Source organism: Agromyces litoreus, assembly GCF_040496015.1.
GTDB classification, from domain to species: Bacteria; Actinomycetota; Actinomycetes; order Actinomycetales; family Microbacteriaceae; genus Agromyces; species Agromyces litoreus.
Genome location: NZ_JBEPKA010000015.1, coordinates 1 through 24,925, shown reverse-complemented (window position 1 = coordinate 24,925; position 24,925 = coordinate 1). Strand labels below are relative to the sequence as shown.

At 72.6% G+C, this 24,925-nt stretch carries 22 protein-coding genes and 1 tRNA gene; 18 read left to right on the top strand and 5 right to left on the bottom strand.

The window, feature by feature from the left end; genetic code table 11:
• Nucleotides 1-81: 81 nt before the first annotated feature.
• The gene (locus tag ABME01_RS11950; protein ID WP_353828640.1) at nt 82-1,842 is read left to right on the top strand and encodes an ATP-binding cassette domain-containing protein; all 1,761 of its coding nucleotides are present in this window, start codon (nt 82-84) and stop codon (nt 1,840-1,842) included.
• Nucleotides 1,843-1,894: 52 nt separating this feature from the next.
• On the opposite strand, the gene ABME01_RS11945 is transcribed toward ABME01_RS11950, so the two are convergent.
• Nucleotides 1,895-2,401 (bottom strand): VanZ family protein, encoded by a 507-nt coding sequence (locus tag ABME01_RS11945; RefSeq protein WP_353828639.1) that lies wholly within the window; start codon nt 2,399-2,401, stop codon nt 1,895-1,897.
• Between the two features lie 87 nt (nt 2,402-2,488).
• On the opposite strand from ABME01_RS11945, the gene ABME01_RS11940 reads away from it, so the two are divergent.
• The 9 genes from ABME01_RS11940 (at nt 2,489) to ABME01_RS11900 (ending at nt 13,446) form a co-directional block, all read left to right on the top strand.
• Nucleotides 2,489-3,619: an Rv2578c family radical SAM protein gene (locus tag ABME01_RS11940; RefSeq protein ID WP_353828638.1), complete on the top strand. Its 1,131-nt coding sequence runs from the start codon at nt 2,489-2,491 to the stop codon at nt 3,617-3,619.
• Nucleotides 3,620-3,766: 147 nt separating this feature from the next.
• Nucleotides 3,767-5,011, top strand: a complete 1,245-nt coding sequence (locus tag ABME01_RS11935) for a sensor histidine kinase (protein ID WP_353828637.1) — start codon at nt 3,767-3,769, stop codon at nt 5,009-5,011.
• Nucleotides 5,008-6,147 (top strand): hypothetical protein, encoded by a 1,140-nt coding sequence (locus tag ABME01_RS11930; protein WP_353828636.1) that lies wholly within the window; start codon nt 5,008-5,010, stop codon nt 6,145-6,147. Before ABME01_RS11935 ends, ABME01_RS11930 begins: the two co-directional genes overlap by 4 nt.
• On the top strand, nt 6,137-6,790 hold the full coding sequence (locus ABME01_RS11925; RefSeq protein ID WP_353828635.1) for a response regulator: 654 nt from the start codon (nt 6,137-6,139) through the stop codon (nt 6,788-6,790). The genes ABME01_RS11930 and ABME01_RS11925 overlap by 11 nt, the downstream gene beginning before the upstream one ends.
• Nucleotides 6,791-7,408: a thymidine kinase gene (locus ABME01_RS11920; protein ID WP_353828634.1), complete on the top strand. Its 618-nt coding sequence runs from the start codon at nt 6,791-6,793 to the stop codon at nt 7,406-7,408.
• Nucleotides 7,409-7,594: 186 nt separating this feature from the next.
• Entirely contained in the window at nt 7,595-9,073 is a 1,479-nt protein-coding gene (locus ABME01_RS11915; RefSeq protein ID WP_353828633.1) for a sugar transferase, read from the top strand.
• Nucleotides 9,074-9,128: 55 nt separating this feature from the next.
• Nucleotides 9,129-10,952: a DUF4012 domain-containing protein gene (locus ABME01_RS11910; protein ID WP_353828632.1), complete on the top strand. Its 1,824-nt coding sequence runs from the start codon at nt 9,129-9,131 to the stop codon at nt 10,950-10,952.
• 4 nt (nt 10,953-10,956) lie between these two features.
• Entirely contained in the window at nt 10,957-12,105 is a 1,149-nt protein-coding gene (locus ABME01_RS11905; protein WP_353828631.1) for a heparan-alpha-glucosaminide N-acetyltransferase domain-containing protein, read from the top strand.
• Between the two features lie 39 nt (nt 12,106-12,144).
• Complete coding sequence (locus ABME01_RS11900; RefSeq protein WP_353828630.1) at nt 12,145-13,446, top strand: UDP-glucose dehydrogenase family protein; 1,302 nt, start codon at nt 12,145-12,147, stop codon at nt 13,444-13,446.
• A 189-nt stretch (nt 13,447-13,635) separates the two neighbouring features.
• Here ABME01_RS11900 and ABME01_RS11895 read toward each other — a convergent pair.
• The 3 genes from ABME01_RS11895 to ABME01_RS11885 all read right to left on the bottom strand — a co-directional run bounded on the left by ABME01_RS11895 (nt 13,636) and on the right by ABME01_RS11885 (nt 17,343).
• Nucleotides 13,636-13,712 (bottom strand) — tRNA-Pro (locus tag ABME01_RS11895).
• A gap of 53 nt (nt 13,713-13,765) precedes the next feature.
• Nucleotides 13,766-14,749 (bottom strand): metallophosphoesterase, encoded by a 984-nt coding sequence (locus ABME01_RS11890; protein ID WP_353828629.1) that lies wholly within the window; start codon nt 14,747-14,749, stop codon nt 13,766-13,768.
• On the bottom strand, nt 14,746-17,343 hold the full coding sequence (locus ABME01_RS11885; RefSeq protein WP_353828628.1) for a transglycosylase domain-containing protein: 2,598 nt from the start codon (nt 17,341-17,343) through the stop codon (nt 14,746-14,748). The genes ABME01_RS11890 and ABME01_RS11885 overlap by 4 nt, the downstream gene beginning before the upstream one ends.
• 114 nt (nt 17,344-17,457) lie before the next feature.
• Between ABME01_RS11885 and sp36 the strand changes: the two genes are divergently transcribed.
• Both sp36 and ABME01_RS11875 read left to right on the top strand, forming a co-directional pair.
• Nucleotides 17,458-17,685: a Sp36 family protein gene (gene sp36 / locus ABME01_RS11880; protein ID WP_353828627.1), complete on the top strand. Its 228-nt coding sequence runs from the start codon at nt 17,458-17,460 to the stop codon at nt 17,683-17,685.
• Nucleotides 17,685-18,155, top strand: a complete 471-nt coding sequence (locus ABME01_RS11875; RefSeq protein WP_353828626.1) for a RidA family protein — start codon at nt 17,685-17,687, stop codon at nt 18,153-18,155. Before sp36 ends, ABME01_RS11875 begins: the two co-directional genes overlap by 1 nt.
• Nucleotides 18,156-18,230: 75 nt before the next feature.
• Here ABME01_RS11875 and acs read toward each other — a convergent pair whose 3' ends face one another.
• The gene (gene acs / locus ABME01_RS11870) at nt 18,231-20,183 is read right to left on the bottom strand and encodes an acetate--CoA ligase (RefSeq protein WP_353828625.1); all 1,953 of its coding nucleotides are present in this window, start codon (nt 20,181-20,183) and stop codon (nt 18,231-18,233) included.
• Nucleotides 20,184-20,813: 630 nt separating this feature from the next.
• On the opposite strand from acs, the gene ABME01_RS11865 reads away from it, so the two are divergent.
• From ABME01_RS11865 to ABME01_RS11840, 6 genes are all read left to right on the top strand, one after another.
• A complete protein-coding gene (locus ABME01_RS11865) occupies nt 20,814-21,908 on the top strand; it encodes a TadA family conjugal transfer-associated ATPase (protein WP_353828624.1) in 1,095 nt (364 codons plus the stop codon).
• A complete protein-coding gene (locus ABME01_RS11860) occupies nt 21,902-23,008 on the top strand; it encodes a type II secretion system F family protein (protein ID WP_353828623.1) in 1,107 nt (368 codons plus the stop codon). The genes ABME01_RS11865 and ABME01_RS11860 overlap by 7 nt, the downstream gene beginning before the upstream one ends.
• Before the next feature lie 141 nt (nt 23,009-23,149).
• Nucleotides 23,150-23,323 (top strand): DUF4244 domain-containing protein, encoded by a 174-nt coding sequence (locus tag ABME01_RS11855; RefSeq protein ID WP_353828709.1) that lies wholly within the window; start codon nt 23,150-23,152, stop codon nt 23,321-23,323.
• 16 nt (nt 23,324-23,339) lie between these two features.
• Complete coding sequence (locus ABME01_RS11850; RefSeq protein WP_353828622.1) at nt 23,340-23,648, top strand: TadE family type IV pilus minor pilin; 309 nt, start codon at nt 23,340-23,342, stop codon at nt 23,646-23,648.
• 11 nt (nt 23,649-23,659) lie between these two features.
• Nucleotides 23,660-24,052, top strand: a complete 393-nt coding sequence (locus ABME01_RS11845) for an Rv3654c family TadE-like protein (protein WP_353828621.1) — start codon at nt 23,660-23,662, stop codon at nt 24,050-24,052.
• Between the two features lie 116 nt (nt 24,053-24,168).
• Nucleotides 24,169-24,819: a GntR family transcriptional regulator gene (locus tag ABME01_RS11840; RefSeq protein WP_353828620.1), complete on the top strand. Its 651-nt coding sequence runs from the start codon at nt 24,169-24,171 to the stop codon at nt 24,817-24,819.
• The last annotated feature ends 106 nt before the right edge of the window (nt 24,820-24,925 follow it).

Below are 24,925 nucleotides of genomic sequence, written 5' to 3'. Positions count from 1 at the left end.
GTCCGACGTGTCGTCCCGCGCCAATCGCGCGCGCGGACGCGCGACCCGGCCCGGGGGCCGTTCGCGAAGGGATTCCTCCGCATGCCCGTCTCCGTCACCCATTCCTCCCATCTGCGCGGCGACGGCCTGTCGATCGCGTTCAGCGACCGCCGGGTCGTCGGCGACCTCGCGCTCGCCGTCGCCCCGGGCCACCGCCTCGGGCTGATCGGCGAGAACGGCGCCGGCAAGTCCACGCTGCTCCGCGTCCTCGCCGGCGCCCACCTCCCCGGCGCGATGCTCGACGGCCGCATCACGCGGCCGATTCGGACGGCCCTGCTCGCGCAGGACTTGCCCTTCGCACCGGATGCGGTCGTCGACCGAATCCTCGAGGCGGCCGTCGCCGAGGTCCGCGGGCTCGAGCGCGAACTCGATGCGGCGGCGATCGCCCTCGCCGAGCCGACCCTGCGGTCCGGACCGGGGGAGTCCGCCGCCGACCACGGCCGTGCGGCGGCCGAGGAGCGATACGCGCGCGCCCTCGCGGCCGCGGAACGCGCCGAGGTGTGGTCGGTCGAGCGGCTCCGCGACGAGCTCCTCGACGGGCTCGGCATCGGTGGGCTCGGCCGCTCGCGTCGTATCGACGAGCTCTCGGGCGGCCAGCGCAGTCGCTTCGCCCTCGCCGCCCTGCTGCTCTCCACGCCGGATGCGCTGCTGCTCGACGAACCGACGAACCACCTCGACGACGACGCCGCGGCATTCCTCGAGGCCCGGTTGCGAGCCTGGCGCGGGCCGGTCGTCTTCGCGAGCCACGACCGCGAGTTCCTCGATCGCGTGGCGACGGGCCTGCTCGACCTCGACCCGGCCGCGCCCGTGGTCCTCCCGGACGCGGGATCCGGCGTCCGCGAATCCGAGCCCGGGCGCGAGCGCGCGCTCGCGGCATCCGCCGGCACCGCCTTCGGCGGGACGTTCAGCGCCTACCTGGAGGTGCGGTCGCGCGAGCGCGAACGGTGGCGGAGTCGCTTCGAGGCCGAGCAGGCGGAGCTCCGGCGCCTGCGCCGGGAGGTCGCCGAGACGGCTCGGAGCGTCGCGCACGGGCGTGCGCCGACCGACAACGACAAGTTCCTCAAGCACTTCAAGCGCGAAGGCGTCGAACAGGCCGTGTCGCGGCGCGTCCGGAATGCCCGCGTCCGCCTCGCCGAACTCGAGCGCGCCCAGGTGCTGCGTCCGCCCGAGCCGCTCACGTTCGGGGGCATCCCGGCCGGTACGCACGGGCTCGCCGATGACACGGGCCGGCTGCTGCACCTCGCGGGGGTGCGGGTGCGCGGGCGGCTCGACGTCCCCGCGCTCGAGGTGGTGCCCGGGACGCGGCTGCTCGTCACCGGAGCGAACGGCTCGGGGAAGTCGTCGCTGCTCGCCGTCCTGGCCGGTCGCCTGTCGCCGGAGCAGGGCGTCGTGCATCGACGGCGGGGCCTGCGCGTCGGCCTCCTCGAGCAGGACGTCCGCTTCGCCGACCCGGGCGCCTCCGCGCGTGCCGTCTACGCACGGACGCTGGGGGAGCGCCGTGCCGAGCGCGTCCCGCTCGCCGGGCTCGGGCTGATCGGCTCGCGCGACCTCGACCGCCCGGTCGGGCGACTCTCGGTCGGGCAGCAGCGACGGCTGGCGCTCGCGCTCGTGATCGCCGCGCCGCCGCACGTCTTCCTGCTGGACGAGCCGACGAACCACCTCTCGCTCTCCCTCGCGGAGGAGCTCGAGGAGGCGCTGGGCGGGTACCCGGGCGCCATCGTCGTGGCGAGTCACGACCGGTGGCTCCGGCGTCGGTGGACGGGCGAGGAACTCGCGCTCGGGCCGGTGCGCCGCGCGGCGTGACGCCCGTGCCGCGGCGTGACCCCGGCCGCCTCGCGGTGGCCGTGCCCGTCGGTCAGCGACGTCGGCGCTGGCGGACGACCTGCGCGGCGATCGCGTACGCGAGCGCGCCGAGGGCGGCGCCGGCGGCGTTCGCGACGACGTCGCGCAGGTCGAACGTGCGATCAGGCAGGTAGCGGTACTGGATGATCTCGGCGGCGAGGCTCGCCGCCCCCGCGAGGAGGGCGGCCGAGATCGCCAGGTGCGCCCGGGGTCGACGGAACCACGCGGCCCAGAGCAGCCCGAACGGGAGGAAGAGTGCGGCGTTCAGCGAGTTCTGCACGAGCGGGTAGCGCACCCCGGCGGGCACGCCGAGCCGGCCGAGGAGGTCGATCACGCCGTCCACCCGGATCAGCCCGCCCTCGCCGTCGACGTGGACGGGCCAGAACAGCACGATGCCGAGCCCGATTCCGTAGGCGATGCCGACGATCACGAGGATGACGCGACGCCAGGCGAGCGCGCGACGCGACGGCCGGTCCGTCGGCGCGACGGCGGTTCGCACGGGTTCGGGCGTCCGGGACATCGCCACAGCGTAGTCCGGGCACGTGACGTCGGCGTGACGGACGGCGTCGACTTGCCGTGGATTCGAACATGTGTTCGAATGTCTCGTATGCGATGGAACGGCCAGGAGCTCGGGATCGAGCAGGAGGGTACGCTGCCGGGGCTCGCTCGCCTGAACAACCTGGTCCGCACCGTGCGCACACCGGACTTCGCGGGGGTCACCTTCCACGAGGTCCTCGCGAAGTCGGCGCTGAACCGGGTTCCCGGCCAGTCGTACGTCCCGTTCGGCTGGACCATCAACCCGTATCGAGGGTGCAGTCACGCCTGCGTCTACTGCTTCGCCCGGCCGACGCACGAGTACCTCGACCTCGACGCAGGCCACGACTTCGATCGCGAGCTCATCGTCAAGGTGAACGTGTCCGAGGTGCTCCGGCGCGAACTCGCCCGGCCCGCGTGGCGTCGCGAGCCGGTCGCGCTCGGAACCAACACCGACCCGTACCAGCGGGCGGAGGGCCGGTACTCGCTGATGCCCGGGATCATCGAGGCGCTCGCCGCCGGCGGCACGCCGTTCAGTGTGCTCACCAAGGGCACGCTGCTCCGACGCGACCTGCCGTTGCTCGCGAGCGCGCGAGCGCACGTGCCGATCGACCTCGCGATGTCCATCGCGGTGTACGACGACGAGCTCCAGCACTCGCTCGAACCGGGGACGCCGAGCACGGCGGCCAGGCTCGCGACGGTCACCGCCGTCCGCGATGCGGGCTTCGACTGCACGGTGTTCCTCATGCCCGTCCTTCCCTACCTCACCGACACCCGTGCGCACCTCGACGAGGCGCTGCGGCGCATCGCCGCCTCCGGTGCGACGAGCGTGGTGTACTCGGCGCTCCACCTGCGTGGGTCGGTCAAGCCGTGGTTCCTCGCGTGGCTCGGGCGCGAGCACCCGGAGCTCGTCTCGCGCTATCGCGCCATGTTCCCCGGTGCGTCCGCCTACGCGCCGAAGGAGTACCGGAGCTGGCTCGGGGAGCGGATCAGGCCGCTGCTGCGCGCGCACGGGCTCGAGCGAGGGCGCGAGGACGTCGTCACCGGCGGAGTGCGCTCCTCGGCGCCGGGTTCGCCCTCCCGGCGGGCAGGATCGGACCGGGCACCGAACGGAGCGGTCCGGTCCCGGTTCGGCGGCGGGAACCGACCGCCCGACTCGGCGATCGCCGCGCTCGATGCGGCGGGTCCGAGCATGCTGTTCTGAGGTCGACGGGCGGCGCATGCCGTTCGGGCCCGGCGGCCGGCCGTTCGGCGGTGCTCGTGCACAGGCTCCCCGACTGGGAGGAAGCGGGCCGGTGCTGAGATAATCCGGCCATGCCGTGACCCCCAGCACGGTCGGATCGGAGCGCACATGACCCTCGGCCTGCCCGAGCACCTCGCGCGCGCCTCCCTCAGCCGCGCCATGGCCAGCGCGGGGCACGCGGCCGGTGCGGTCTGCCTCGCCTCGGCGCTGGTCATCGCGACCGCCGGGTTCATCACCGCGCCCCCGGACGGTCCCGCCGGACGCGGTCCCGCGACGGTCGCACTCGCCCTCCTGCTCGTGCAGGGCGCGCTGTTCGCCCTGGTCGTCGCACGACCGACGGTGACGCTCACCGTCGCCTACCTGCTCGGGGGAACGGCGGCCGTCTTCGGCCTGACCGTGATCGTGATGGCGCCCGGCAACGCGTTCGAGACCACGAACAACGCGCTCCTCGCGATGCCGCGGACCGCGCTCCTCCTCGTGGGCGGCGCGGGCATCGGCTCGCGGATCGCGATCGCCTGGGCGTGCCTCGGCTGGGGTCTCGGCGAGGCCGCGTCGCTGCTCGGCGCCGCCGTCGTGGGAGCGGCATGGGCGCCCAACGTGGCCGCCACGGCCGCCATCGTGCTCGTGGTCGTCGTGCGAACCTACGATGCGGCATCCAGGACCGACGACCGGCGAGAGACGGCGCTGCATCGCGCCAGCCAGCAGACCCGGGAGCTCGTCATCCGGCACGACTACGAGATCCGGGCCATCGCGCGCCTGCACGACACCGCGCTCAGCCACCTCGTCGCCGTCGCCTCGTCCGGGTCCGGTCCCGTCGACGAGCGGCTCCGCGCCGGCATCCGGCACGACCTCTCGCTCATCGTCGGGCGCGATTGGGCGGCCGAGCACGGCGACGAGCCGGCTGCGGCGCCGTCCGCGTCATCCGGTGCCGGCGATGCACCCGGGACGGTCACGACCCCGTCGTGGTCCGCACGGCTGCCGCAGGCACTCGCCGTCGCGGGCGATGCGGGCCTCTCGGTCCGTCTCTCGGGACCGGTGGGCGCACTCGAGCGCCTCGGGCCGATCCGGCTCGCCGTGCTCGACGCGGCGCTCGCGCAGTGCCTCGTGAACGTGGTCCGGCATGCCGGCGTGGACGACGTCGAGGTCGCGGTGGGCGCCGCGGACGGCGAGGTGACGGTGGTGGTCGTCGACAGCGGGCGCGGATTCGACCCCGCGCTGGTCCCCGACGATCGGATCGGCCTGCGCACGTCCATCCGTGCCCGGATCGAACAGGAGGGCGGCAGTGCCCGCGTCTGGTCGACGCCCGGAGTCGGCACGACCGTGCTCCTCAGCGTGCCGGAGCGCGGCGAATGAGCGGCGCGCTCCGGCTCACGCAGCAGGACGTCGATCCCATCGGCGGCATCGGCGCGACGCGGCTCGTCATGATCGGTGCATCGCTCGCGCTCCTGATCGCGATCGCGCTCACCGCATGGCACTGGGATGAGGTGGTCTCCCCGACGGCCGCGATCGCCGGGATCGTGCTGGTGGCCGCCGCGGGGGCGGTCGCGGTCGTCTCGGCGCTGCCCGATCGCGCTCCCTTCACGGTCGACCGGCTCTGGTTCGCGACCGCGCTCGCCGTCGGCGGGGCGATCGCCGAGTACCTCAGCACCATCGGGTCCGACCGCTTCCTGTACGACGACTACGGACCCATCGCGGTGGGCATCCTCATCCTCGCCGTCGCACCGTACTGCACGTGGATCTCGCAGGTCGTGGCCGGGGTGGTGGCCGCCGCGGTGCTCTCGATCCTCGCCGTCGGCGCGTCGGGCGACACGGCGGTCGACGCGCCCACGGCATCCATCATCGCGGTGAACTCCGTCGCCGTGCTGGCCCTCTCCGCTGCCGGCGCCGCGTACTCCGCGACGATCGTCCGCGCGAGCCTCGAGTGGCACCGCCGCGCGAACGCCGCGGCGCTCGAGCGCGATGGCGGGCTCAGGGCCGGGATCGTCCGTTCGGTCCAGCAGGGCCGTGTCTCGGTGCTCGGCCGCGAGGTGCTGCCCTTCCTGGCGAGCGTGATGGCAGCTGAGCGCATCGAGGTCGCCGACGCCGACCGTGCGCGAGAGCTGGCCGAGATGCTCCGCCGGGCGCTCAAGGCGGGCATCGAGTCGACGTGGCTCGACGGGCTGGCCTCCTCGATCTCCGCCGCGCGCGAGGTCGAGGTCGCCGTCGACGACCCGGCGGCCGCCGCCGCCGGTCTCCCGGGCGACCAGCGGCCGCCGCTGACCGCGCTGCTGTCGTGGCTGACGACGATGGACCGTTCGGAGGCGGTGCGCGTGCGCGTGCGAGCAGTGGACGGCACGACGACGGTCGACGTGACTGCGCGGCTGGCCGGGCCGGCGCCCGCCCGGCGCGAGCTGGAGCGCTTCCTCGCCGTGGCGCGGTCGGTGGGCGTGCGCGGCGAGATCGAGATCACGCGCGAGAATGTCAGGGTGGAGTTCCGTCATGCCGCCTGAGCGCCCCGCCGGCGACGTCGCCCGGGTCGCGGTCCTCGATGACCATGCCCTCATCGTCGACGGGCTCGCGAGCTGGATCACCGACCGTGCCGAGGACCTCGAAGTCGTCATCCGGAGCACGCGCTGGCTCGACCTCGTCCGAGATGCACGATTCCCCGTCGACCTCGTGCTGATGGACCTGCAGCTGGATGACACGGTCTCGATCGAGTCGCGCATCCGCGCGTGCCGTGCGGCCGGCTCCGTCGTCGTCGTCGTCACCGCGCTCGACGACGACGCGTCGCGGCAGCGGTGCCTCGCGGCCGGTGCGGCGGCCTTCGTCTCCAAGACGCTCCCCACCGAGCGGCTCGTCGAGATCGCGCGCGGCGCGCTCCGCGGGCAGTCGCCGATCGAACCGACCGCGCCGGCGCCGGCGGCGGCGCCCGAGCCCGATGACGCGGCGCTGAGCGCGGCGGAGCGACGCGCGGTGGGCCTGTACGCCCAGGGCCTCTCGACGGCCGGCGTGGCCGAGCGCATGCAGGTCGGCTACGAGACGGCCAAGACCTACCTGCGCCGGGCGCGCGACAAGTACGCCCGAGCCGGTCGTCCCGCGGGACGACGCTCGGAACTGACCCGCCGTGCGGCGGAGGACGGACTGCTCGAGTAGATGGCGAAGCTCTACTTCCGATACGGGGCCATGAACTCCGGCAAGTCGACGGCGATGCTGCAGGCCGCGTTCAACTACGAGGAGCGCGGCCACCGGGTGCTGCTCGCGAAGCCCTCGGTCGACACGAAGGGCGATCGTGACATCGTGTCCCGGCTCGGCGTCGTGCGAGCGGTCGACTTCACGATCGCCCCCGACGACGCGGTCTTCGACCTGTTCGAGCACCACCGCGCGGCCGTAGTGGAGGCGAGCGGGAGGGACGTGAGCTGCCTGCTCGTGGACGAGGCGCAGTTCCTGGGCGGCGACCAGGTCGACGACCTGCTGCGGATCGCCCTGCTCGACGACATCCCCGTCCTCGCCTACGGCATCCGCACCGACTTCCAGACGGTCGCGTTCGGCGGAAGCCGCCGACTGCTCGAGGTCGCCCACAGCCTGGAGGAACTGAAGACGATCTGCCGGTGCGGACGCAAGGCGATCTTCAACGGCCGGCGCATCGACGGCCGGTACGTCTTCGACGGTGACCAGGTCGCGATCGACGGGGCCGAGGTCGCCTACGAGTCGCTGTGCGGCGTGTGCTACCTGCAGGAGAGCGGTGGCCGGTTGCGCGGTCGGCAGGCCTGAGCCGAGCCGGTGCTCGGGCGCGCCCTCGCCCCGCCCGAGCATCGCAGCCCCACTTCGGGGGACACTTCGCGGTCGGTCCTCGAAACGGGGGACCGGGCCGCGTTACCCTGTGGAGTGCCCGCCGACCCGACGGCGGGTGCTCGGGGGGGCCCGGCCCTCGGGTCCGTTCGGCCGCGGAGGTGGTGCATGACCCTCACGCGACCGTCGGAGGAGATCAGCCCGGCGGCCGTCGTCGACGGCTGGCAGCGCGCGTACGCCCGCCGCCTGCTCATCACCGACCTCGTGGTCATCGTCTTCGCGGTCTACGGGTCGCAGTTCATCCGGTTCGGCACCACGGGCACCTCGCTGCGCATCCCCGGCCTCGACGACGGCCCCGACTACCTGCTCAGCTATGCGACCGTCTCCGCCATCCTCGCGGCGGGATGGTTCGTGTCCCTCGCGATCTTCGCGACCCGCGACCGCACGATCATCGGCGCCGGCACGGCCGAGTACCGGCGGATCGCCGATGCCAGCATCCGGGTGTTCGCGATCCTCGCGATCCTCGCCTTCCTGCTCCGTTCGGAGGTCGGTCGCGCCTACGTCCTCGTCGCCTTCCCGCTCGGGCTCGTGCTGCTCATGACGGGCCGTTGGGCGTGGCGCAAGTGGCTCATCCGCCGGCGCGCCGAGGGGGAGTACCTGCATCGCGCGATCCTCATGGGCGAGCGCGGCAAGTCGGCGCACGTGGCGCAGCAGATCATGCGCGACGGCGTCTCCGGCCTGCGCATCGTCGGCGCCGTGACCGAGCACGGCGAGTCGGCACGGGAGCTCGCGCCCGGCATCCCGGTGCTCGGGGACTACGCGTCCCTCGACCGGGCGCTGATCGAGGCCCGCGCCGACACCGTCGTGTTCACGGGCGCCGACACGATCGACCCGCGTGACATGCGCGAGCTCGGCTGGCAGCTCGAGGCCACCTCGACGAACCTCGTCGTCGCGCCGGCGCTGACGGACGTCGCCGGGCCGCGCATCCACGCCCGACCCGTCGCCGGCCTGCCGCTCATCCAGGTCGACTACCCGGAGTTCACGGGCCGGAAGTACGCCGCGAAGCGCGCGTTCGACATCGTGGTGTCCGCCATCGCGCTCGTCGTGCTCAGCCCGGTCTTCCTCGCGATCGCCGTGCTCGTCCGCCGCGACAGCCCCGGCCCGGCGTTCTTCGCCCAGGAACGCGTCGGCCTGAACGGGCAGCGCTTCCGCATGCTGAAGTTCCGCTCGATGGTCGTCGACGCCGAGTCGCGCCTGCCGACGCTGCTCGACCGGACCGACGGCAACGGCGTGCTCTTCAAGATGCGCACCGATCCGCGCGTCACGCGCCTCGGCGCGGTGCTCCGCCGGTACAGCCTCGACGAGCTGCCGCAGTTCGTGAACGTGCTCCGCGGGGACATGTCCCTCGTCGGGCCGCGCCCGCCGCTGGCGGACGAGGTCGAGCGCTACGACGACTGGGCCAGACGACGCCTGCTCGTCCGTCCCGGCATCACCGGCCTGTGGCAGACCCAGGGTCGCTCCGACCTGTCGTGGGACGACAGCGTGCGGCTCGACCTGTACTACGTCGAGAACTGGTCGCTGACCGGCGACGTCATCATCCTGTACCGAACGGCCCGGGCCGTCCTGCGCGCGCAGGGCGCCTACTGATGGCCGCCACGCCGCGCGCGCCACGGCGGGCCGTCGGCGTCTACGATTGGGCAGCGTGACGTCCACTGAGTTCGTGCTTCCGCCCGCGAGGCCCGAGCGCCCCTCAGAGCACCGTCGCCGGAAGCGGCGCCGGCGGATCTTCCACACGATCTTCTGGCCCCTCCTCGCGATCGTCCTGCTCGTGGTCGTCGGCGGGGGCCTCGTCGCCTGGTGGTTCGCGTCCAACGCGTTCGACGTGCGCGACGACCTCGAGGCGGCCCGCGTGGAGGTCGTGGCGTTCCAGAAGGCGGCGGACGAGCGCCGCTTCGCCGACATGCCCGCAATCGCGGACCGGCTCTCCGCCGCGGCGGAGAGCGCCGTCGAGCCGACGACGAACCCGCTGTGGGGCGTCGCCGAGGCCGTCCCGGGTGTCGGCGAGAACGCGCGGGCCGTGAGGATCATCGCCGAGGGCGTCGACGACGTGGCGACCGAGGTCGTCCAGCCCGCGACCGGCCTCCTCGACTCGTTCGCGATCACGCGCCTCGACGACGGCTCGCTCGACCTCGAGCCGCTCCGCGCCGCCACGACCATCGCGGCCGACGCGCAGGGCATCCTCGACGGACTCGAGACCGACCTCGCCGGCGTCGACACCGATGCGACGATCAGCCAGGTCGGCGACGCCGTCACCGAGTTCCGCGGGGTCGTCGACGAGGCGCAGGGCGCCATCCCCGGCATCAACGCCGCGCTGGCCGGCGCCGGCGCGATGCTCGGCATCGACGGCCCGCAGACGGTGCTGCTCGCGTTCGAGAACAACGCCGAGGCGGCGCCGCTCGGCGGCGGGCCGGCGGCGCAGACGCTGCTCAGCGTCGACGACGGCACCGTGAAGATCGACCGCCAGGTCTCGAGCACCGAGCTCGACAACCAGGCCCCCGTACGGGTCGACCTGCCGGCGAGCGCCGAGCAGCTCTACAACGACATCCTCTTCACCGAGATCAACGCCAGCACGAGCCGGCCCGACTTCCCGACCGGCGCCGAGATCCTGCGGGCGCGCTGGGAGCGCGACCAGGGACTCACGCCCGACACGATCGTGATGACCGACCCGATCGCGGTGTCCCGCATCCTCGAGGTGACCGGGCCGGTGACCCTCCCCGGCGGGGACGTCCTCACGAGCGAGAACGTCGTCTCGAAGCTGCTCAACGAGATCTACTTCCGCTACCCCGAGGGCGGAGCCGAGTCGGACGCGTACTTCGCCTCGGCGTCGGCCGCCATGTTCGACAAGATGATCTCGGGCGACTACGACGTCTGGGAGATGGCGCAGGCGCTCATCGACGTCACGAACGCGGGCAGCCTCATGATGTGGACCTCTGACGAGTCCACGCAGGCGCTCATCGACGGTGCGCGGCTGGACGGCCGGCTGCCGGCCACGAACGACGGGGCGACCGTCCTCGGCGTCTACTTCCGCGACCGGTCGATCTCCAAGATCGACACCTACCTGAGGACGGCCACGCAGGTCACCGTCGACCGGTGCGACCCGGACGCCCCGACGTACACGGTCGAGGTGCGGCTCCGGATGGACATCCCGACGGATCTCGTGCTCCCCGAGTACGTCGATGCGCGCGAGCCGGGATCGTATCGGACCGAGGTGTTCGTCTACGGGCCGGTCGCCGGTTCGACGACCGCGGTCGCGGTGCCGGAGGGGGCGAACGGCACGGTCACGGGCCCCTCTGTCATGGACCTCGGCCGCCCGGCCGAGAAGTTCACGATCGACATGGTCAACGGACAGCGGGCGGTGGTCACGGCGACGTTCGCGGGCGAGCCGGACGCCGGACCGCTCGAGGTGCGGACCACGCCGATGATCAACCGCACCGCCGTCGAGGTCGTCGAGGCGACCTGCGGCTGAGCCGATGACCTCCGGCATCGATGCCCCGGGCGCGACCCGGCGCGCCGGCGACGTCGCGAGTCGCGCGCCGGAGCGCTGGCGGCGTCGCGCCGGGACCTCCGGCCGCGTGACCGGCGTCGACGTCGCCCGTGGCCTCGCATTGATCGGGATGTTCGTCGCGCACGTCGCGCCTGCCGCGACGACGGAGGCGGGTGCGGAGCTGATCGCCCTCGCCGACGAGCGGCCGCGCCTGCTGTTCGCCCTGGTCGCCGGCGTGGGCCTCGGACTGCTCACCGGTGGGCGGAACCCCGGCCGGTGCGATCCGCCGACGGCGCGACGGCAGGTCGCGATCCGGGGAGCGCTGCTCGTCGCGATCGGGCTCGTCGTCATCGAGGTGGTCCGGCCGCTCGTCTTCGTCATCCTCGACGTCTACGGCGTGGCGTTCCTCGTGATGGTGCCGCTGCTGTTCATCCCGGCGAGGTGGGCGCTCGCGGCGGGCGTCGCGCTCACGGTGGTCATGCCCGCCGTCGTCGTCGCGGCGGACGGTCCGCTCGACGCCGTGGCGGTGCCCGACGCCGGACGGCTGGTGCTCGACTGGTTCGTCACCGGCGCGTACCCCGTGGTGATCTGGGTCCCGGTGATGCTCCTCGGCCTCGGCATCGCGCGTGCGGGGATTCGCGAACGCCGCGTCGTGCACCTCGCCGCGCTCTGGGGCGCGGCCGCGGCGGTCGTCGGCCTCCCGGCGGCGCGGGTGCTCGGGTCGCCGCTCCCGCCGACGGGATCGGCGCAGGAGGCGATCCGGGCCGGGCTCGAGACCGCCGGGAACGTCGGGGTCGGGCTCGTCGTGCTCGCGGCCTGCGTCGCGCTCGGCGAGTTCGCGCCGCCCGCCCTGCGCACGACGTGGTCTTCGCTCACCTCGCCCGTCGCGGCGATGGGGGCGATGCCGCTCACCGTCTACACGGCCCACCTGGTCGTGATCGCGGGCGCGAAGCGCGTCGAGGACGGCATCGTGACGGACGATTCGTGGCCCCTGCTGCTCGGGCTCGTCCTCGGGTCGATGGCCTTCGCGTGGACGTGGCAGCGCTTCGTGGGCCGGGGTCCGCTGGAGATGCTCATGCGGGCGGCGAGCGGCCGGGACCGGACGGTGGAGGGCTCCGGGCCGTCCGCGCCCTGATCGTACGGCAGAATCTATGGGGGTCTCGAAAGGAACAGCATGCGTATTTCGGTCATCGGTTGCGGCTACCTCGGTGCCGTGCACGCCTCGGCAATGGCGGAGCTCGGCCACGACGTGATCGGCATCGACGTCGACGAGCGGAAGATCTCCGACCTCCGGGACGGACGGGCGCCCTTCTTCGAGCCGGGCCTGGACGAGATCCTGACCTCGGCGACGGCCACCGGCCGCCTGCGCTTCAGCACCGACATCGCGGATGCCGCGGGGGCGGAGCTGCACTTCATCGCGGTCGGCACGCCCCAGGCCGCCGACACGAACGCCGCCGACCTCCGGTACGTCGACGCGGCGTTCGAGGCGCTCATCCCGCACCTCGCCGAGGACGCGCTGGTCGTGGGCAAGAGCACGGTTCCGGTGGGCACGGCGCAGCGGCTCGCCGAGCGCCTCGCGGAGGCCGCGCCGAACGCGAGGCTGGCATGGAACCCGGAGTTCCTGCGCGAGGGCTTCGCCGTCAAGGACACGATCGAGCCCGACCGCCTGGTCTACGGCGTGGCCGATGAGCGGGCCGTCGAGCAGCTCGACGAGATCTACGCCCGTGCGCTCGAGGCGGAGACGCCGCGCATCGTCACCGACTACGCGACCGCCGAACTCGTGAAGGTCGCCGCGAACGCCTTCCTCGCGACGAAGATCAGCTTCATCAACGCGATGGCGGAGATCGCGGAGGCGACGGGCGCGGACGTGACCCAGCTCGCCGATGCGATCGGGCACGACGCGCGGATCGGCCGGCGGTTCCTGAACGCCGGGGTCGGGTTCGGCGGCGGATGCCTGCCCAAGGACATCCGGGCATTCACGGCACGTGCCGAGGAGCTCGGTCGCGGCGACTCGGTCGCCTTCCTCAAGGAGGTCGACGCCATCAACCTGCGCCGTCGCGCGCGCGTCGCCGAACTGGTCGTCGACGGCGCCGGCGGCTCGGTGGTCGGCAAGCGCGTGGCCGTGCTGGGCGTGACGTTCAAGCCGGACTCGGACGACGTCCGGGACTCGCCCGCGCTCGACGTGGCCGTCAGGCTCAAGGGCCTCGGCGCCGATGTGGTGGCGACCGACCCCGAGGGCATCCGGAACGCCCGCGCGCGGCACCCCCAGATCGAGTACGCCGAGGCGCTCGAGGACGCCCTCCGCGGCGCCGACGTCGTGGTGCTCGTGACGGAGTGGTCGCAGTACCGCGAGATCGACCCGGCCTGGGCCTCGGGCATCGTGGCCGATCCGGTCATCGTGGACGGCCGCAACGTGCTCGACCCCGCGAGCTGGCGCGAGGCCGGCTGGAACTACCACGGGCTGGGCCGCCCCTGACGGCCTCCTCAGCCCCTCGTGCAGGCCGGTCGACGCCTCGGGGTCGGCCGGCCTCTCTCGTGCCCGGACACGGGCTCGTGCGGGCGAGGTGCTCGTGGCGTGCGGTCCGGGCGGACGTCGACTGCCTGGCAATGTCGACTGCAGAAAACGCGAACGGCTCCCTCATCAGAGGGAGCCGTTCGCAGTGCGTGGTCGGGGTGACAGGATTTGAACCTGCGACCTCTTCGTCCCGAACGAAGCGCGCTACCAAGCTGCGCCACACCCCGGTGGCCCGTGGGCCTCAACAAGGATAGCGGATAATTCGAGCGCTCCCGACCACTCAGCGCGCGGTGGGCGTGAGGGTGAGCAGCGTCGCCTCCGGCGGGCATGCGAAGCGGATCGGCGCCGTGATCGCCGTGCCGAGTCCGGCCGAGACGTTGAGGTACGCCGAACGGAGCCCGTGCCGCCACACGCTCAGCCCGCTGGCCTGCGAGCGCGGGATGTCGCAGTTGGTGACCAGCGCGCCGAAGCCGGGCAGGCACACCTGGCCGCCGTGCGTGTGCCCCGCCAGGATGAGCTGCGCGCCGTGCGTGACGAACGAGTTCAGCACCCGCTGGTACGGGGCGTGCGTGACGCCGACGGTGAGCGTGGGCCGCCCGGCCGGCTGCGCCGAGGGGCGGTCGGGCCACTCCTCGTCGCCGAGCGGATCGTCCGAACGGAGGTCGTCGATCGCCGCGGTGATGAGGTCGAGTCGGTCGTACCCGCGGTGCGGGTCGTCGACGCCGAAGAACTCCAGGTGGGTCCCTCGGATGTCGAGTGCCGCGGCGCGATTGTCGAGGTCGGTCCAGCCGAGGTCGGCGAACAGGTCGAGCATCGCCCCGGTGTCGAGCCGAGGCGCTCTGGTGAGGTGCTTCGACGGACCGCCGAAGTAGCCGAGCGGGTTCTTCAGGACGGGCCCGAAGTAGTCGTTGGATCCGTTGACGAACACGCCCGGTACGCCCCGGAACGGCGCGAAGGCGCGGCGGATCCCCTCGAGGCCGCGCTCGTGTCCGAGGTTGTCGCCGGTGTTCACGACGAGGTCGGGTCGGAGGCGGGCGAGGGAGGCGACCCAGTCCTGCTTCGACCGCTGCCAGGGCGCCATGTGCAGGTCGGAGACGTGGAGCACCCTGATGGGCGCGGAGCCGGCCGGCAGCACGGGGACGTCGACGCGGCGGAGCGTCCAGCGCGTGCGCTCGACGAAGGCGCCGTACGCCCCGACGGCGAACGCCGCCACGCCGACCGCCGAGGCGATCCGCGTGACGGCGTTCGAGCTGAGCGGACTCACCCGTCGGTTCCCGGTGTGTTGCCGCCGGGCAGGACGGGCCCCTTCTCGTCGAACTTGCCGACGACGATCGTGACGCGATCGCCCGACTTCGCCGTCGCGCCGGCATCCGGCGACTGCGAGATCACGAAGCCTTCCGCCGACTGGTCGGTGACCGGTTCCTCACGCACCTGCACCTTGAAGCCAGCGTCCTTCAGGGTCTGCTCGGCGGTGTTGCGGTCCATCCCGCGCACGTCCGGTACGCCCGACACCTTCCCGTTGCTGATCAGCACGCGGATGAGGGTTCCGCGGCCGGCCTGGCCGGACGGATCGGTACCGGCGACGGTGCCCTTGGGCAGGTCGCTGTCGATCTCCCCGCCGGTGCCGAACTGGAAGCCCGCGGCCTCGATGGCCTGCTTCGCCTGGTCGACCGTGAGCCCGGTCACGTTCGGGATGTCCACGAGGGTCTGCTTGAAGAACTTCGCGTCGGCCTCCGGGAACGCCGCCCCGCCGTACTTGCCGTCGGCGACCGTCATGATCGCGCTCCAGATGCGGTGACGCGCGGACGCGCCGTATCCGCTCGCGAAGTCGATCGATCGCAGGCTCGTCCGGTTGTCGCCTCCCGTGACGTTGCCGACCCAGACCGCGGTCGCGACCTTCGAGCTCGCGCCGTTCATCCAGGTGTCGAACGCGTAGTCGGTCGTTCCGGTCTTGCCGATGTGCGGGACGCCCGAGTAGGTCTCCGACGGCGAGGCGGTGCCGCCGGCGAAGGTCTGCTGCATCGCGTACTGCATCGCGTGGGCGACCTCGGGCGTGACCGACTGCGTGCACTCGGACTTCGGCGGCGCGATCTCCTCACCGGACTGGTCGACGATGCGGTCGATGGCGATCGGCGTGCAGGTCTTGCCGTCGTTCGCGATGCCCGCGTAGGCGGCGACCATCGTGAGCGGGGCGACCTCCTGGGTGCCCAGCACGTCCGACGGGTGCATGGTGAGGTCGCCGCCGTCGGCGCGGTGCATCCCGAACGCCTTCGCCGTCTTCTTGATGTTGCAAAGGTCCATCTGCTCGGCCATCGCCATGAAGGCCGAGTTCACCGAGTACTTCGTGGCCTGCACGGCGTCGTTCGCCGAGTTGGAGTCGTCGTTGTTCGGTGCGTAGGAGCCGACGAAGTCGCCCTCGCAGGAGTTGGTGAAGCGCGTGAACTCGCGCTGCGAGCCGTTGAACGACTCGAGCAGCGAGTGCCCTTCGTTCAACCACTCGGCGAGGGTCCAGACCTTGTAGGTCGAGCCGGGCTGGAAGCCGCTCGAGCCGCCGTACTCGTAGTCGGTGCTGTAGTTCACGGCCGAGTACTCGTTGCTCGTCTCGAGGACCTCGGGGTCGGCGGAGTACTTCTTGTTCTGCGACATCGCGAGGATCCGGCCGGTGCCGGGCTCCACGCTCACCGCGACGGAACCGACGTCGAAGCGCGGGTCGCTGAACGGCACGTTCTCGGCGATCGCCGTCTCGGCGCGGTTCTGCAGGTCGAGGTCGAGGGTCGTGTACACCTTGAGACCGCGCTGCTGGAGCATCACCGTGCCCTCGTTGACGTCCTCGGTCTCGGGGTCGTCGTACTCGGTGCGGATCACGTTCGCGACGTAGTCGCAGAAGAAGGCGGATCCCTTGGCCGTCTGGCATCCGGTGCTCGGCTCGGAGATCTTGGGCTCGACGGGCTCCGCGATCGCCGCGTCGTGCTCCTCCTGGGTGACCTTGCCGTACTCCAGCATCTTGCCGATGATGTAGTCGCGCCGGTCCTTGTTCGCCGCGTAGGGAACCTTCTCGCCGTTCACGACCGTCTCGGCGCCGTTCGTCTCGCTGTCGGGACGGTCGAGGCGGAGCTCGTTCGGGAAGTTGACGATCGCGACCAGGCTCGCCGCCTGCGCGAGCGTCAGGTCCTTCGCGTGGGTGCCGAAGTAGTACTGCGACGCCGACTCGATGCCGTAGACGCGTCCGCCGAACGCCGAGATGTTCAGGTAGCCGAGGAGGATCTCGTCCTTCGTGGCCTCCTTCTCGAGGGCGATCGCGTAGCGCATCTCCTTGAGCTTGCGCTCCGCGGAGACCTCGGTCGCCTGCTCGTAGGCGGCCTCCTTCTCCTCCTCGGTGGTGGCCTGGTTCACGCCGTTGTTGATGAGCACGTTTTTGACGTACTGCTGCGTGATCGAGGAGCCGCCCTGGACGTCCTTGCCGGTCACGGTGCTCAGGGCGCCGCGCACGGTGCCCTGGATGTCGATGCCGCCGTGCTCGTAGAACCGGGGGTCCTCACCGGCGACCGCGGCGTCCTTCGCGTACTGGCTGACGTCCTCCCACGCGACCTCCTCGCGGTTCTGGTCGAAGAACGAGGCCAGCAGCGCCTCGGACCCGTCGGAGCGGGTGGCGTAGATGTCCGTCTTCTGCGAGAGCTCGTCGATCTTGAGGTACCCGGGGAGGTTCTCGAACATGTTGATGCTGTTGTTCGCGGCCATGCCCGTCACCGCGAGGGCGGGGGTCACCGCGGCGGTCACGAGGAGGCCGGCGAGCGCGCTCATCCCGAGGAAGCCGAGCACGCCGGAGGCAGCGTCGCTCGTGAGTTTTTGGGCAGACATATAGTGGAGCGTAACGGAGAAGACTGGCAAAAACCGCCATGCGGGTCGCCACGTCGGCGTCCGGCCTGCCCGCCGGGCCTCCGGTGCCACATCCACTCGGCTCGAAGGAGCGTCATGCCCGCCTGGGAGTACATCACCACCCCGCTGCTGATCCACAACACGGCCGCGATCCTGAACAACTGGGGGTCCGAGGGCTGGGAGCTGGTGCAGGTCGTCCAGGGTCCGGAAGGCGGGCTCGTCGCCTACCTGAAGCGCCCGGTCGGCGAGCAGGCCTCCGCCGCGGCCTCCGCAGGCCAGGCCGCGGCGTCCAAGGCCGCCGCGCAGTTCGAGCAGGAGGGCTGATGTCGGCCATCGAGTCGCGCCTCGCCGAACTCGGCGTCGAACTGCCCGAGGTCGCCGCACCGGTCGCCGCATACGTGCCCGCCGTCGTCACGGGGGACCTCGCCTGGACCTCCGGGCAGCTCCCGTTCGTCTCCGGCGCGCTGCCCGCGACCGGGAAGGTCGGCGACGGCCACGGGCTCGTGCCGGCCGGCGACGCGAAGGAGTACGCGCGACTCTGCGCACTCAACGCGCTCGCCGCCCTGAAGTCGGTCCTCGGCTCGCTGGACCGCATCACCCGAGTCGTCAAGGTCGTCGGCTTCGTCGCCTCCGACCCCGCGTTCACCGGGCAGCCCGGCGTCGTCAACGGCGCCTCGGAGTTCATCGGCGAGGTCTTCGGCGACGCGGGCGTGCACGCCCGTTCGGCCGTGGGCGTCGCGGTCCTCCCGCTCGACGCGCCCGTCGAGGTCGAGGTCGTCGTCGAGTTCGCGTAGCGTCGCGCCGGGTCGCCGGGTCGGACGCGCGGATGCCGCGGCGGCGACTCCGCCGCGGCATCCGTCGTCTCGGGGTCAGCGAACCTGGTCGCTGATGATCTGCATGATCGAGGTGTCGGCCAGGGTGGTCGTGTCGCCCACCTCGCGACCCTCGGCGAGGTCGCGCAAGAGGCGCCGCATGATCTTGCCCGATCGGGTCTTGGGCAGCTCGTTGACGATGAACACCTGACGCGGCCGCGCGATCGCCCCGATCTGGGTCGCGACGTGGCGTCGGAGCTCCTCGCTGGCGACCTCGGGATCGGCGGCCTTCGCCGCCTGGCTCGCCTTGAGGATGACGAAGGCGACGACCGCCTGCCCGGTGGTCTCGTCCGATGCGCCCACCACGGCGGCTTCGGCCGTCCAGGGGTGCGCGACGAGGGAGGACTCGATCTCGGCGGTGGAGAGGCGGTGGCCCGAGACGTTCATCACGTCGTCGACGCGGCCGAGCAGCCAGATGTCGCCGTCCTCGTCGCGACGGGCGCCGTCGCCGGCGAAGTACCTGTCGCCGAACTTCTCCCAGTAGGTCTCCTTGAACCGCTCCGGGTCGCCCCAGATGCCCCGCAGCATCGACGGCCACGGCTCGGCCACGACGAGCAGGCCGCCGCCTTCGCCCTCGACCTCCACGCCGTCGTCGTCGAGGATGTCGATCGAGATGCCGGGGACCGGCACCTGCGCCGAACCGGGCTTCAGGTCGGTGACGCCGGGCAGGGCGGAGATCATGATCGCGCCCGTCTCGGTCTGCCACCACGTGTCGACGACGGGGATCGAGCCGCCGCCGATGACGTGCCGGTACCAGATCCAGGCCTCGGGGTTGATCGGTTCGCCCACCGAGCCGAGCAGCCGCAGGGATCGCAGGTTGAACTCGTGCGGGATCTGGCGCCCGAGCTTCATGAACGAGCGGATGGCGGTCGGCGCGGTGTAGAGGATCGTCACCCCGTACTTCTCGACGATCTCCCACCAGCGTCCGGGGTGCGGCGTGTCGGGCGTGCCCTCGTAGATCACCTGCGTGGCGCCGTTCGCGAGCGGGCCGTAGACGACGTACGAGTGCCCCGTGATCCATCCGATGTCGGCGGTGCACCAGTAGACGTCGCGCTCGGGGTGGAGGTCGAAGACGTTCCGGTGGGTGAACGCGGCCTGCGTGAGGTAGCCCCCCGAGGTGTGCAGGATGCCCTTGGGCTTCCCGGTGGTGCCGGAGGTGTAGAGGATGAACAGCGGGTGCTCGGCCTCGAACGCCTGCGCCTCGTGCTCGGGCGACGCCGTGGCGACGGTCTCGTGCCACCACCGGTCCCGATCGTCGTTCCAGTCGACCTCGTTCTCGCCGCGCCTGACGACGAGGACCTTCTGCACCGATCCGGCGGTCTTCGCGAGCGCCTCGTCGACGACCGGCTTCAGCGGGAAGACCCGGCCCTTGCGGTAGCCGCCGTCGGCGGTGATGACGACGGATGCCTCGGCGTCGTCGATACGCGAGGCGAGGCTGTCGGCGCTGAACCCGCCGAAGACGACCGAGTGGATCGCGCCGAGCCGCGCGACCGCGAGCATCGAGACGACGGCCTCGGGGATCATCGGCAGGTAGATCGCGACGCGGTCGCCGGAGCGGACGCCGAGGTCGGTCAGGGCGTTGGCAGCGCGCTTGACCTCCTCGGCGAGCTCGGCGTAGGTGATGTCGCGCGAGTCGCCGGGCTCGCCCTCCCAATGGAGCGCGACGCGGTCGCCGAGGCCGGCGTCGACGTGGCGGTCCAGGCAGTTCACGGCGACGTTGAGCTCGCCGTCGTCGAACCACTTCGCGAACGGCGGGTTCGACCAGTCGAGCGTGCGGGTGAAGGGCTTCTCCCAGTGGAGCAGCGTGCGGGCCTGATCGGCCCAGAATCCGAGCCGGTCGGCGTGAGCGGCGTCGTAGAGGCCCTCGTCGGCGACGGCCTGGGCGGCGAACTCGGGACTCGGGCGGAAGCGCCGGATCTCCTCGAGCGCGTGATCGATCTGCGCGTTCATAGTGGTGCGATCGCTCCTTCGCGATGGGTTCCTATCGGTGGGTCGCCTGCCCCACACAGCACCCTAGCGCCCGTCGCCGGCGTATGTCGTCGCGGGTCTCGCGGTCGGAGGGGGCGGGCCGGCCGGTCACCCGAGCGCGTCGTTCGCGGCGGAGCGCGGCGGGGGCGTACCCTCGGGACGGGGTTCGGAGGCCGGTCCGGGCATCGCCTCGGGGCCGTGCGGCGGACCCGCCGGACCGCCGATGCGAACGACGACGGATTTCGTCGAGGATCCCTCGTCTCGGCTTCGATTTCAGTGGTTCTCCACCACAGGACTGGAGGATCTCGCACAGAATTCTGTGTGTCGGCACAAATGAGGACAAATAGTGCTTGCGCATGGATCTCCAGCCCATACACTGGGACCGCTCGAACATTACGATTCGAAGCCTGCAGCGCTGAGATTCCCCCCAATCCACGCGCTGCCGAGGCGGCACCTGTTCCCCCCAATGGGTGCCGCCCCCTTCTTTTTAAGGCGGCGTCCACCGGGTGCCCGTGAGACGAGCCCTCCTCCACAACGGCGTGGAGGGGGGTTCATCGCTTCCTCCCACCACCGTTCCGCCGAGCGCCCGAAGTCGCTCCTACGGTCGTCGCCATGACCTCCACCTTCGTCGCCGTGCCCTCATGGGAGACGGATGCCGCGCCCGAGTGGGCGCCGCCGGCCGAGCGTCGTTCACGCGCCGTGTCGGCGGCGGCGCCGGCCGAGCCGGCATCCGGCGGCTCCGGATCGTCGGGCGACCGCCTCGGCGCCGCCGCCGCCATCGATCCCGACGACCTCGAGCTGCTCGGGCCGCTGGCCCCGTTCGCCGAGGATCGCGCGGTCACCGACCTCTTCGTGAACGGGGCGAGAGGGCTGTGGCTCGATCGCGGCGCGGGCGCGGAGCGCGAGCCGGCGTGGGTCGCGACAGAGGCCGAGGTACGTGCGCTCGCGGTGCGCCTCGTCGCGCTGGGCGGGCGACACGTCGACGAGGCGACGCCGGCGATCGACGTCCGGCTCGGCCGCGGCATCCGGGTGCACGCCGCCATCCCGCCCGTCTCCGCGTCCGGCACCCTGCTCTCCGTGCGCATCCCGCGGGCGGCGGGCCTGCGGCTCGCAGACCTCGCTCGTGCGGGGATGCTCGACCGGACGACCGAGGAGCGGCTGCGACGGGCGGTGGGCGAGCGACGGAACCTGCTCGTCTCCGGCGCCGCCGGAACCGGGAAGACCACGCTGCTCTCCGCCCTGCTCGCCGAGGCGGCGCCCACCGAGCGCATCGTGCTGCTCGAGGATGTCGCTGAACTGCGACCCGACCATCCGCACGTCGTCACGCTCGAAGCGCGGCAGGCGAACCTCGAGGGGCGCGGACGGATCGGCCTCGACGTGCTCCTCCGGGAGGCCCTCCGGATGCGGCCCGACCGCCTCGTCGTCGGCGAGTGCCGAGGTCCCGAACTGCGCGAACTGCTCTCGGCGCTCAACACGGGGCACGACGGCGGCGCAGGAACACTGCACGCCAATTCGCTGCGGGAGGTCCCGGCGCGACTCGAGGCCCTCGGCGCCGCCGCCGGCATGCCCGCTGCCGTCGTCGCGCGACAGGCCGCCGGCGCGTTCGACCTCGTCGTGCACCTGGAGCGCGTCGACGGGCGACGCCGGGTCGCCGGGGTCGGTCGCCTCCGGTCCCACGGGGACCGGATGGAGGTGGAGCCGTGCTGACGGACGTGCTCGACCGCAGCGTCACGGCCGGCCGGACCGTCCTCGACCGGCTCCGGCCCCGGCGACCCGGCGAGGCATCGCAGCTCGACGAGGTGGCCGAGGTCGCCGAGCGGCTCGCCGCCCTCCTGTCGGCCGGGCTCGCTCCGGCCGCCGCCTGGCGTGCGCTCGCCGAGGCGATCGAGCGAGGCGAAGACGGCGACGGCGACTCGGGCGCCTCGTCGCGGGTGACCGCCTCCCTCACGGCCGGCCGGCGTCCGCGTCCCCGCGGGGTCCGTCGGGGGGAACGCGCGGGCCGCGGCGCGGCCCCGGACCTGCTGGTCTCGGCGGCGCGCTCCGCGTCGGCCGGTGAACCGGTCGCCGACGCGCTCGAATCGACCCGGCTCCGGGTCGGCGCCCACCCTGCCTGGTCCGTGCTCGCGGCCGCGTGGGCGGTCGCGGATGCGGCGGGCGCGCCGCTCGCGCGCTCCCTCGCGGGCATCGCCTCGGCGCTCCGCGACGAGGCCCAGTCCCGCCGCGAGGCGACCTCGATGCTCGCGGGGCCCGCCGCGAGTGCGCGGCTCGTCGCCGCGCTGCCGGTGATCGCGGTCGCGTTCGGCAGCCTCCTCGGCTTCGACACCGTCGGCGTCCTCGTCGGCGGTCCGGTGGGTCTCGCGTGCCTCGTCACGGGCGGGACGCTGCTGTGGGCGGGGGCGAGGTGGAACCGGGCGCTCGTGCGACGGGCCGGCGCCGATCGCCCGGCCGACGGGCTCCGACTCGAGCTGGTCGCCGTGGCGCTCGCCGGCGGGATCGCGCCGGGTCGGGCCCGGCGGCTCGTGGCCGGGGCCGTCGCACGACACCTGCCCGAGCTCGGGGGCCACGACCCGACCGGGGATCTCGTCGCCGTCGCCGAACGCGCGGGTGCGCCGGTCGCCGAGCTCCTCCGGACGGAGGCGGCGCGCCGCCGCGGAGCCGCACGCGCCGCGGCCGCCGCACGTGCTGCGACCCTCGGCGTACGGCTCATGATCCCGCTCGGCTGCTGCGTGCTGCCGGCCTTCGTCCTCCTCGGCGTCGCGCCCCTCATGCTCTCCGTCGTCGCCGGCACCCTCGGGGCCGCGTCGTGACGACGGACGTCCCGACTCGTGCCGATGATGCCGCGTCCGCGGCGGAGAGAGAGGAACACCATGCACGATGTGCCGCCCACCCGAGAGTGCGCGCCCCGATCGACCGGTGCCGTCGTCCGAGGCGGCCGGTTCGCTGCTGCGATCCGTGCCGTCGCGCACCGGGTCGCGGGCGAACGCGGCGCCGCCACGGCGGAGTACGCGGTCGCGACCATGGCCGCGGTCGGCTTCGCCGGACTGCTCGTCGTGATCCTCCGCGGTGACGAGGTCCGCGGCATCCTGACCGACCTCGTGCGGAATGCGCTCACGGTCGGCTGACGGCGAGCGGGGCAGCGTGACGGCGGAGTTCGCCGTCGCGCTGCCCGCGATCGCGCTCGTCCTGGCCGCAGCGCTGGCGTCCGTGCACGCGGTCGCCGTCCAGGTCCGGCTCGGGGACGCGGCCGCCGACGCCGCGCGAGCACTCGGCCGCGGCGAGTCAGCCGGCATCGCTGCCGGAATCGCCGCGCACCACGTGCGAGGGGCGGGGTTCGCCTCCTTCGATGACGGCCCGTTCGTCTGCGCCCGGATCACGGGCTCGGCCGGCGGGGTGCTCGCGGCGCTTCAGCTCGAAGCCGAGGCCTGCGCGCTCCGGGGCGGACTGTGACGGGGGCGGCCGTGGCCGCGCGGATCGCCGCCGCCACCGTCGCGGATCCTCGTCGCGCGGCGAGCCACGGAGAAGCCGGCGCCGCGGGAGTCGTGGCGATCGCGATCGTGGGAGCGACGATCTCGCTCGCGGCGGGCGTGCTGGCGATCCTCGTCACGTCGGTGGCCGCGCAGGCAGCGGCGAACGCCGCCGACGCCGCGGCGCTCGCCACGGCGGACGCTCGGTCCGGAGCCGTGGCCGGCGAGCCGTGCGACCTCGCCGAGTCCCTGGCGCGGCGCCATGGCGCGCGGCTCCTCGGATGCGAGACGGACGGCCCGGTGGCCGAGGTGGTCGTGGCGGTCGAACGGGGGCCGGTTCGGGTCTCCGCCACCGCCCGTGCCGGCCCACCGGGCTGGATCGGCTGATCACGAGGCGACCGTTGTATACATCCCGGCGGCTCTCGGTAGTCTGAGTGGCAGATCTGGAGCTGAGCGTGCCGATATGTATACACTGCACTGGCGGCGACGTGGGGAGGGATGCCATGCGGGCGGGAGATCGTGCCTATCGGACCCTTCGCGGCGAGATCCTCGATGGCGTGCTCGCGCCTGGCGCCCTCCTCCAGGAGGTCGACCAGTCGGTCCGGCTCGGCGTGAGCCGGACGCCGGTCCGCGAGGCGCTCCGCCGGCTCGCCGGCGATGGACTGGTCGTGGCATCCGGTCGCGGAACGATCGTCACCGGGATCTCCCGCGACGACGTCGTCGCGCTCTACGAGCTCCGCCAGGCGTTGGAGTCCCGCGCCGCGAGCCTCGCCGCACGGCGACGCGATCGGGAGCCGTTCGCCGCGATCCGCTCGCGCCTGGAGGACGCGCCCGGGCACCTCGACGACGGGGCCGACGGCCTCGCGCAGTACTTCTCGATCGTCGATGAACTCGACCGTGCCGTCGAGGGCGCCGCGGACAACGTGTTCCTCGCGACCGCCCTGCGCAGCGTGCACCTGCACTCGGTGCGCATCCGTCGGCTCTCCCGCCACAACCCCGATCGGTTGCGTGCGGCCGCCGGCGAGCACCTCCTCATCGTCGACGCGATCCTCGACGGCGACGCCGAGCTCGCGGCCCACGCGACCCACGTGCACCTGCACCGGAGCCTCACCAACGCACTGGCGACCGTGCCCGCGGCCGCCTCCACCCACTGAAGAAGGACGTGATCCTCGTGAAGATCCATCATCTGCGTACGCATCGGAGTGATGAGGGCTTGGGCCGGGAGGGGCAGTTGGCGTGGCAGTTGGCTGGGGTGGCGGT

Bases quoted from the DNA above. Each gene is read 5' to 3' on its own strand.
- ABME01_RS11935 (WP_353828637.1), top strand. From the start codon at position 3,767: ATGACCCTCGGCCTGCCCGAGCACCTCGCGCGCGCCTCCCTCAGCCGC.
- ABME01_RS11940 (WP_353828638.1), top strand. From the start codon at position 2,489: ATGCGATGGAACGGCCAGGAGCTCGGGATCGAGCAGGAGGGTACGCTG.
- ABME01_RS11915 (WP_353828633.1), top strand. From the start codon at position 7,595: ATGACCCTCACGCGACCGTCGGAGGAGATCAGCCCGGCGGCCGTCGTC.
- ABME01_RS11905 (WP_353828631.1), top strand. From the start codon at position 10,957: ATGACCTCCGGCATCGATGCCCCGGGCGCGACCCGGCGCGCCGGCGAC.
- sp36 (WP_353828627.1), top strand. From the start codon at position 17,458: ATGCCCGCCTGGGAGTACATCACCACCCCGCTGCTGATCCACAACACG.
- ABME01_RS11865 (WP_353828624.1), top strand. From the start codon at position 20,814: ATGACCTCCACCTTCGTCGCCGTGCCCTCATGGGAGACGGATGCCGCG.
- ABME01_RS11945 (WP_353828639.1), bottom strand. From the start codon at position 2,401: ATGTCCCGGACGCCCGAACCCGTGCGAACCGCCGTCGCGCCGACGGAC.
- acs (WP_353828625.1), bottom strand. From the start codon at position 20,183: ATGAACGCGCAGATCGATCACGCGCTCGAGGAGATCCGGCGCTTCCGC.
- ABME01_RS11885 (WP_353828628.1), bottom strand. From the start codon at position 17,343: ATGTCTGCCCAAAAACTCACGAGCGACGCTGCCTCCGGCGTGCTCGGC.
- ABME01_RS11920 (WP_353828634.1), top strand. From the start codon at position 6,791: ATGGCGAAGCTCTACTTCCGATACGGGGCCATGAACTCCGGCAAGTCG.
- ABME01_RS11930 (WP_353828636.1), top strand. From the start codon at position 5,008: ATGAGCGGCGCGCTCCGGCTCACGCAGCAGGACGTCGATCCCATCGGC.
- ABME01_RS11950 (WP_353828640.1), top strand. From the start codon at position 82: ATGCCCGTCTCCGTCACCCATTCCTCCCATCTGCGCGGCGACGGCCTG.
- ABME01_RS11925 (WP_353828635.1), top strand. From the start codon at position 6,137: ATGCCGCCTGAGCGCCCCGCCGGCGACGTCGCCCGGGTCGCGGTCCTC.
- ABME01_RS11875 (WP_353828626.1), top strand. From the start codon at position 17,685: ATGTCGGCCATCGAGTCGCGCCTCGCCGAACTCGGCGTCGAACTGCCC.
- ABME01_RS11840 (WP_353828620.1), top strand. From the start codon at position 24,169: ATGCGGGCGGGAGATCGTGCCTATCGGACCCTTCGCGGCGAGATCCTC.
- ABME01_RS11900 (WP_353828630.1), top strand. From the start codon at position 12,145: ATGCGTATTTCGGTCATCGGTTGCGGCTACCTCGGTGCCGTGCACGCC.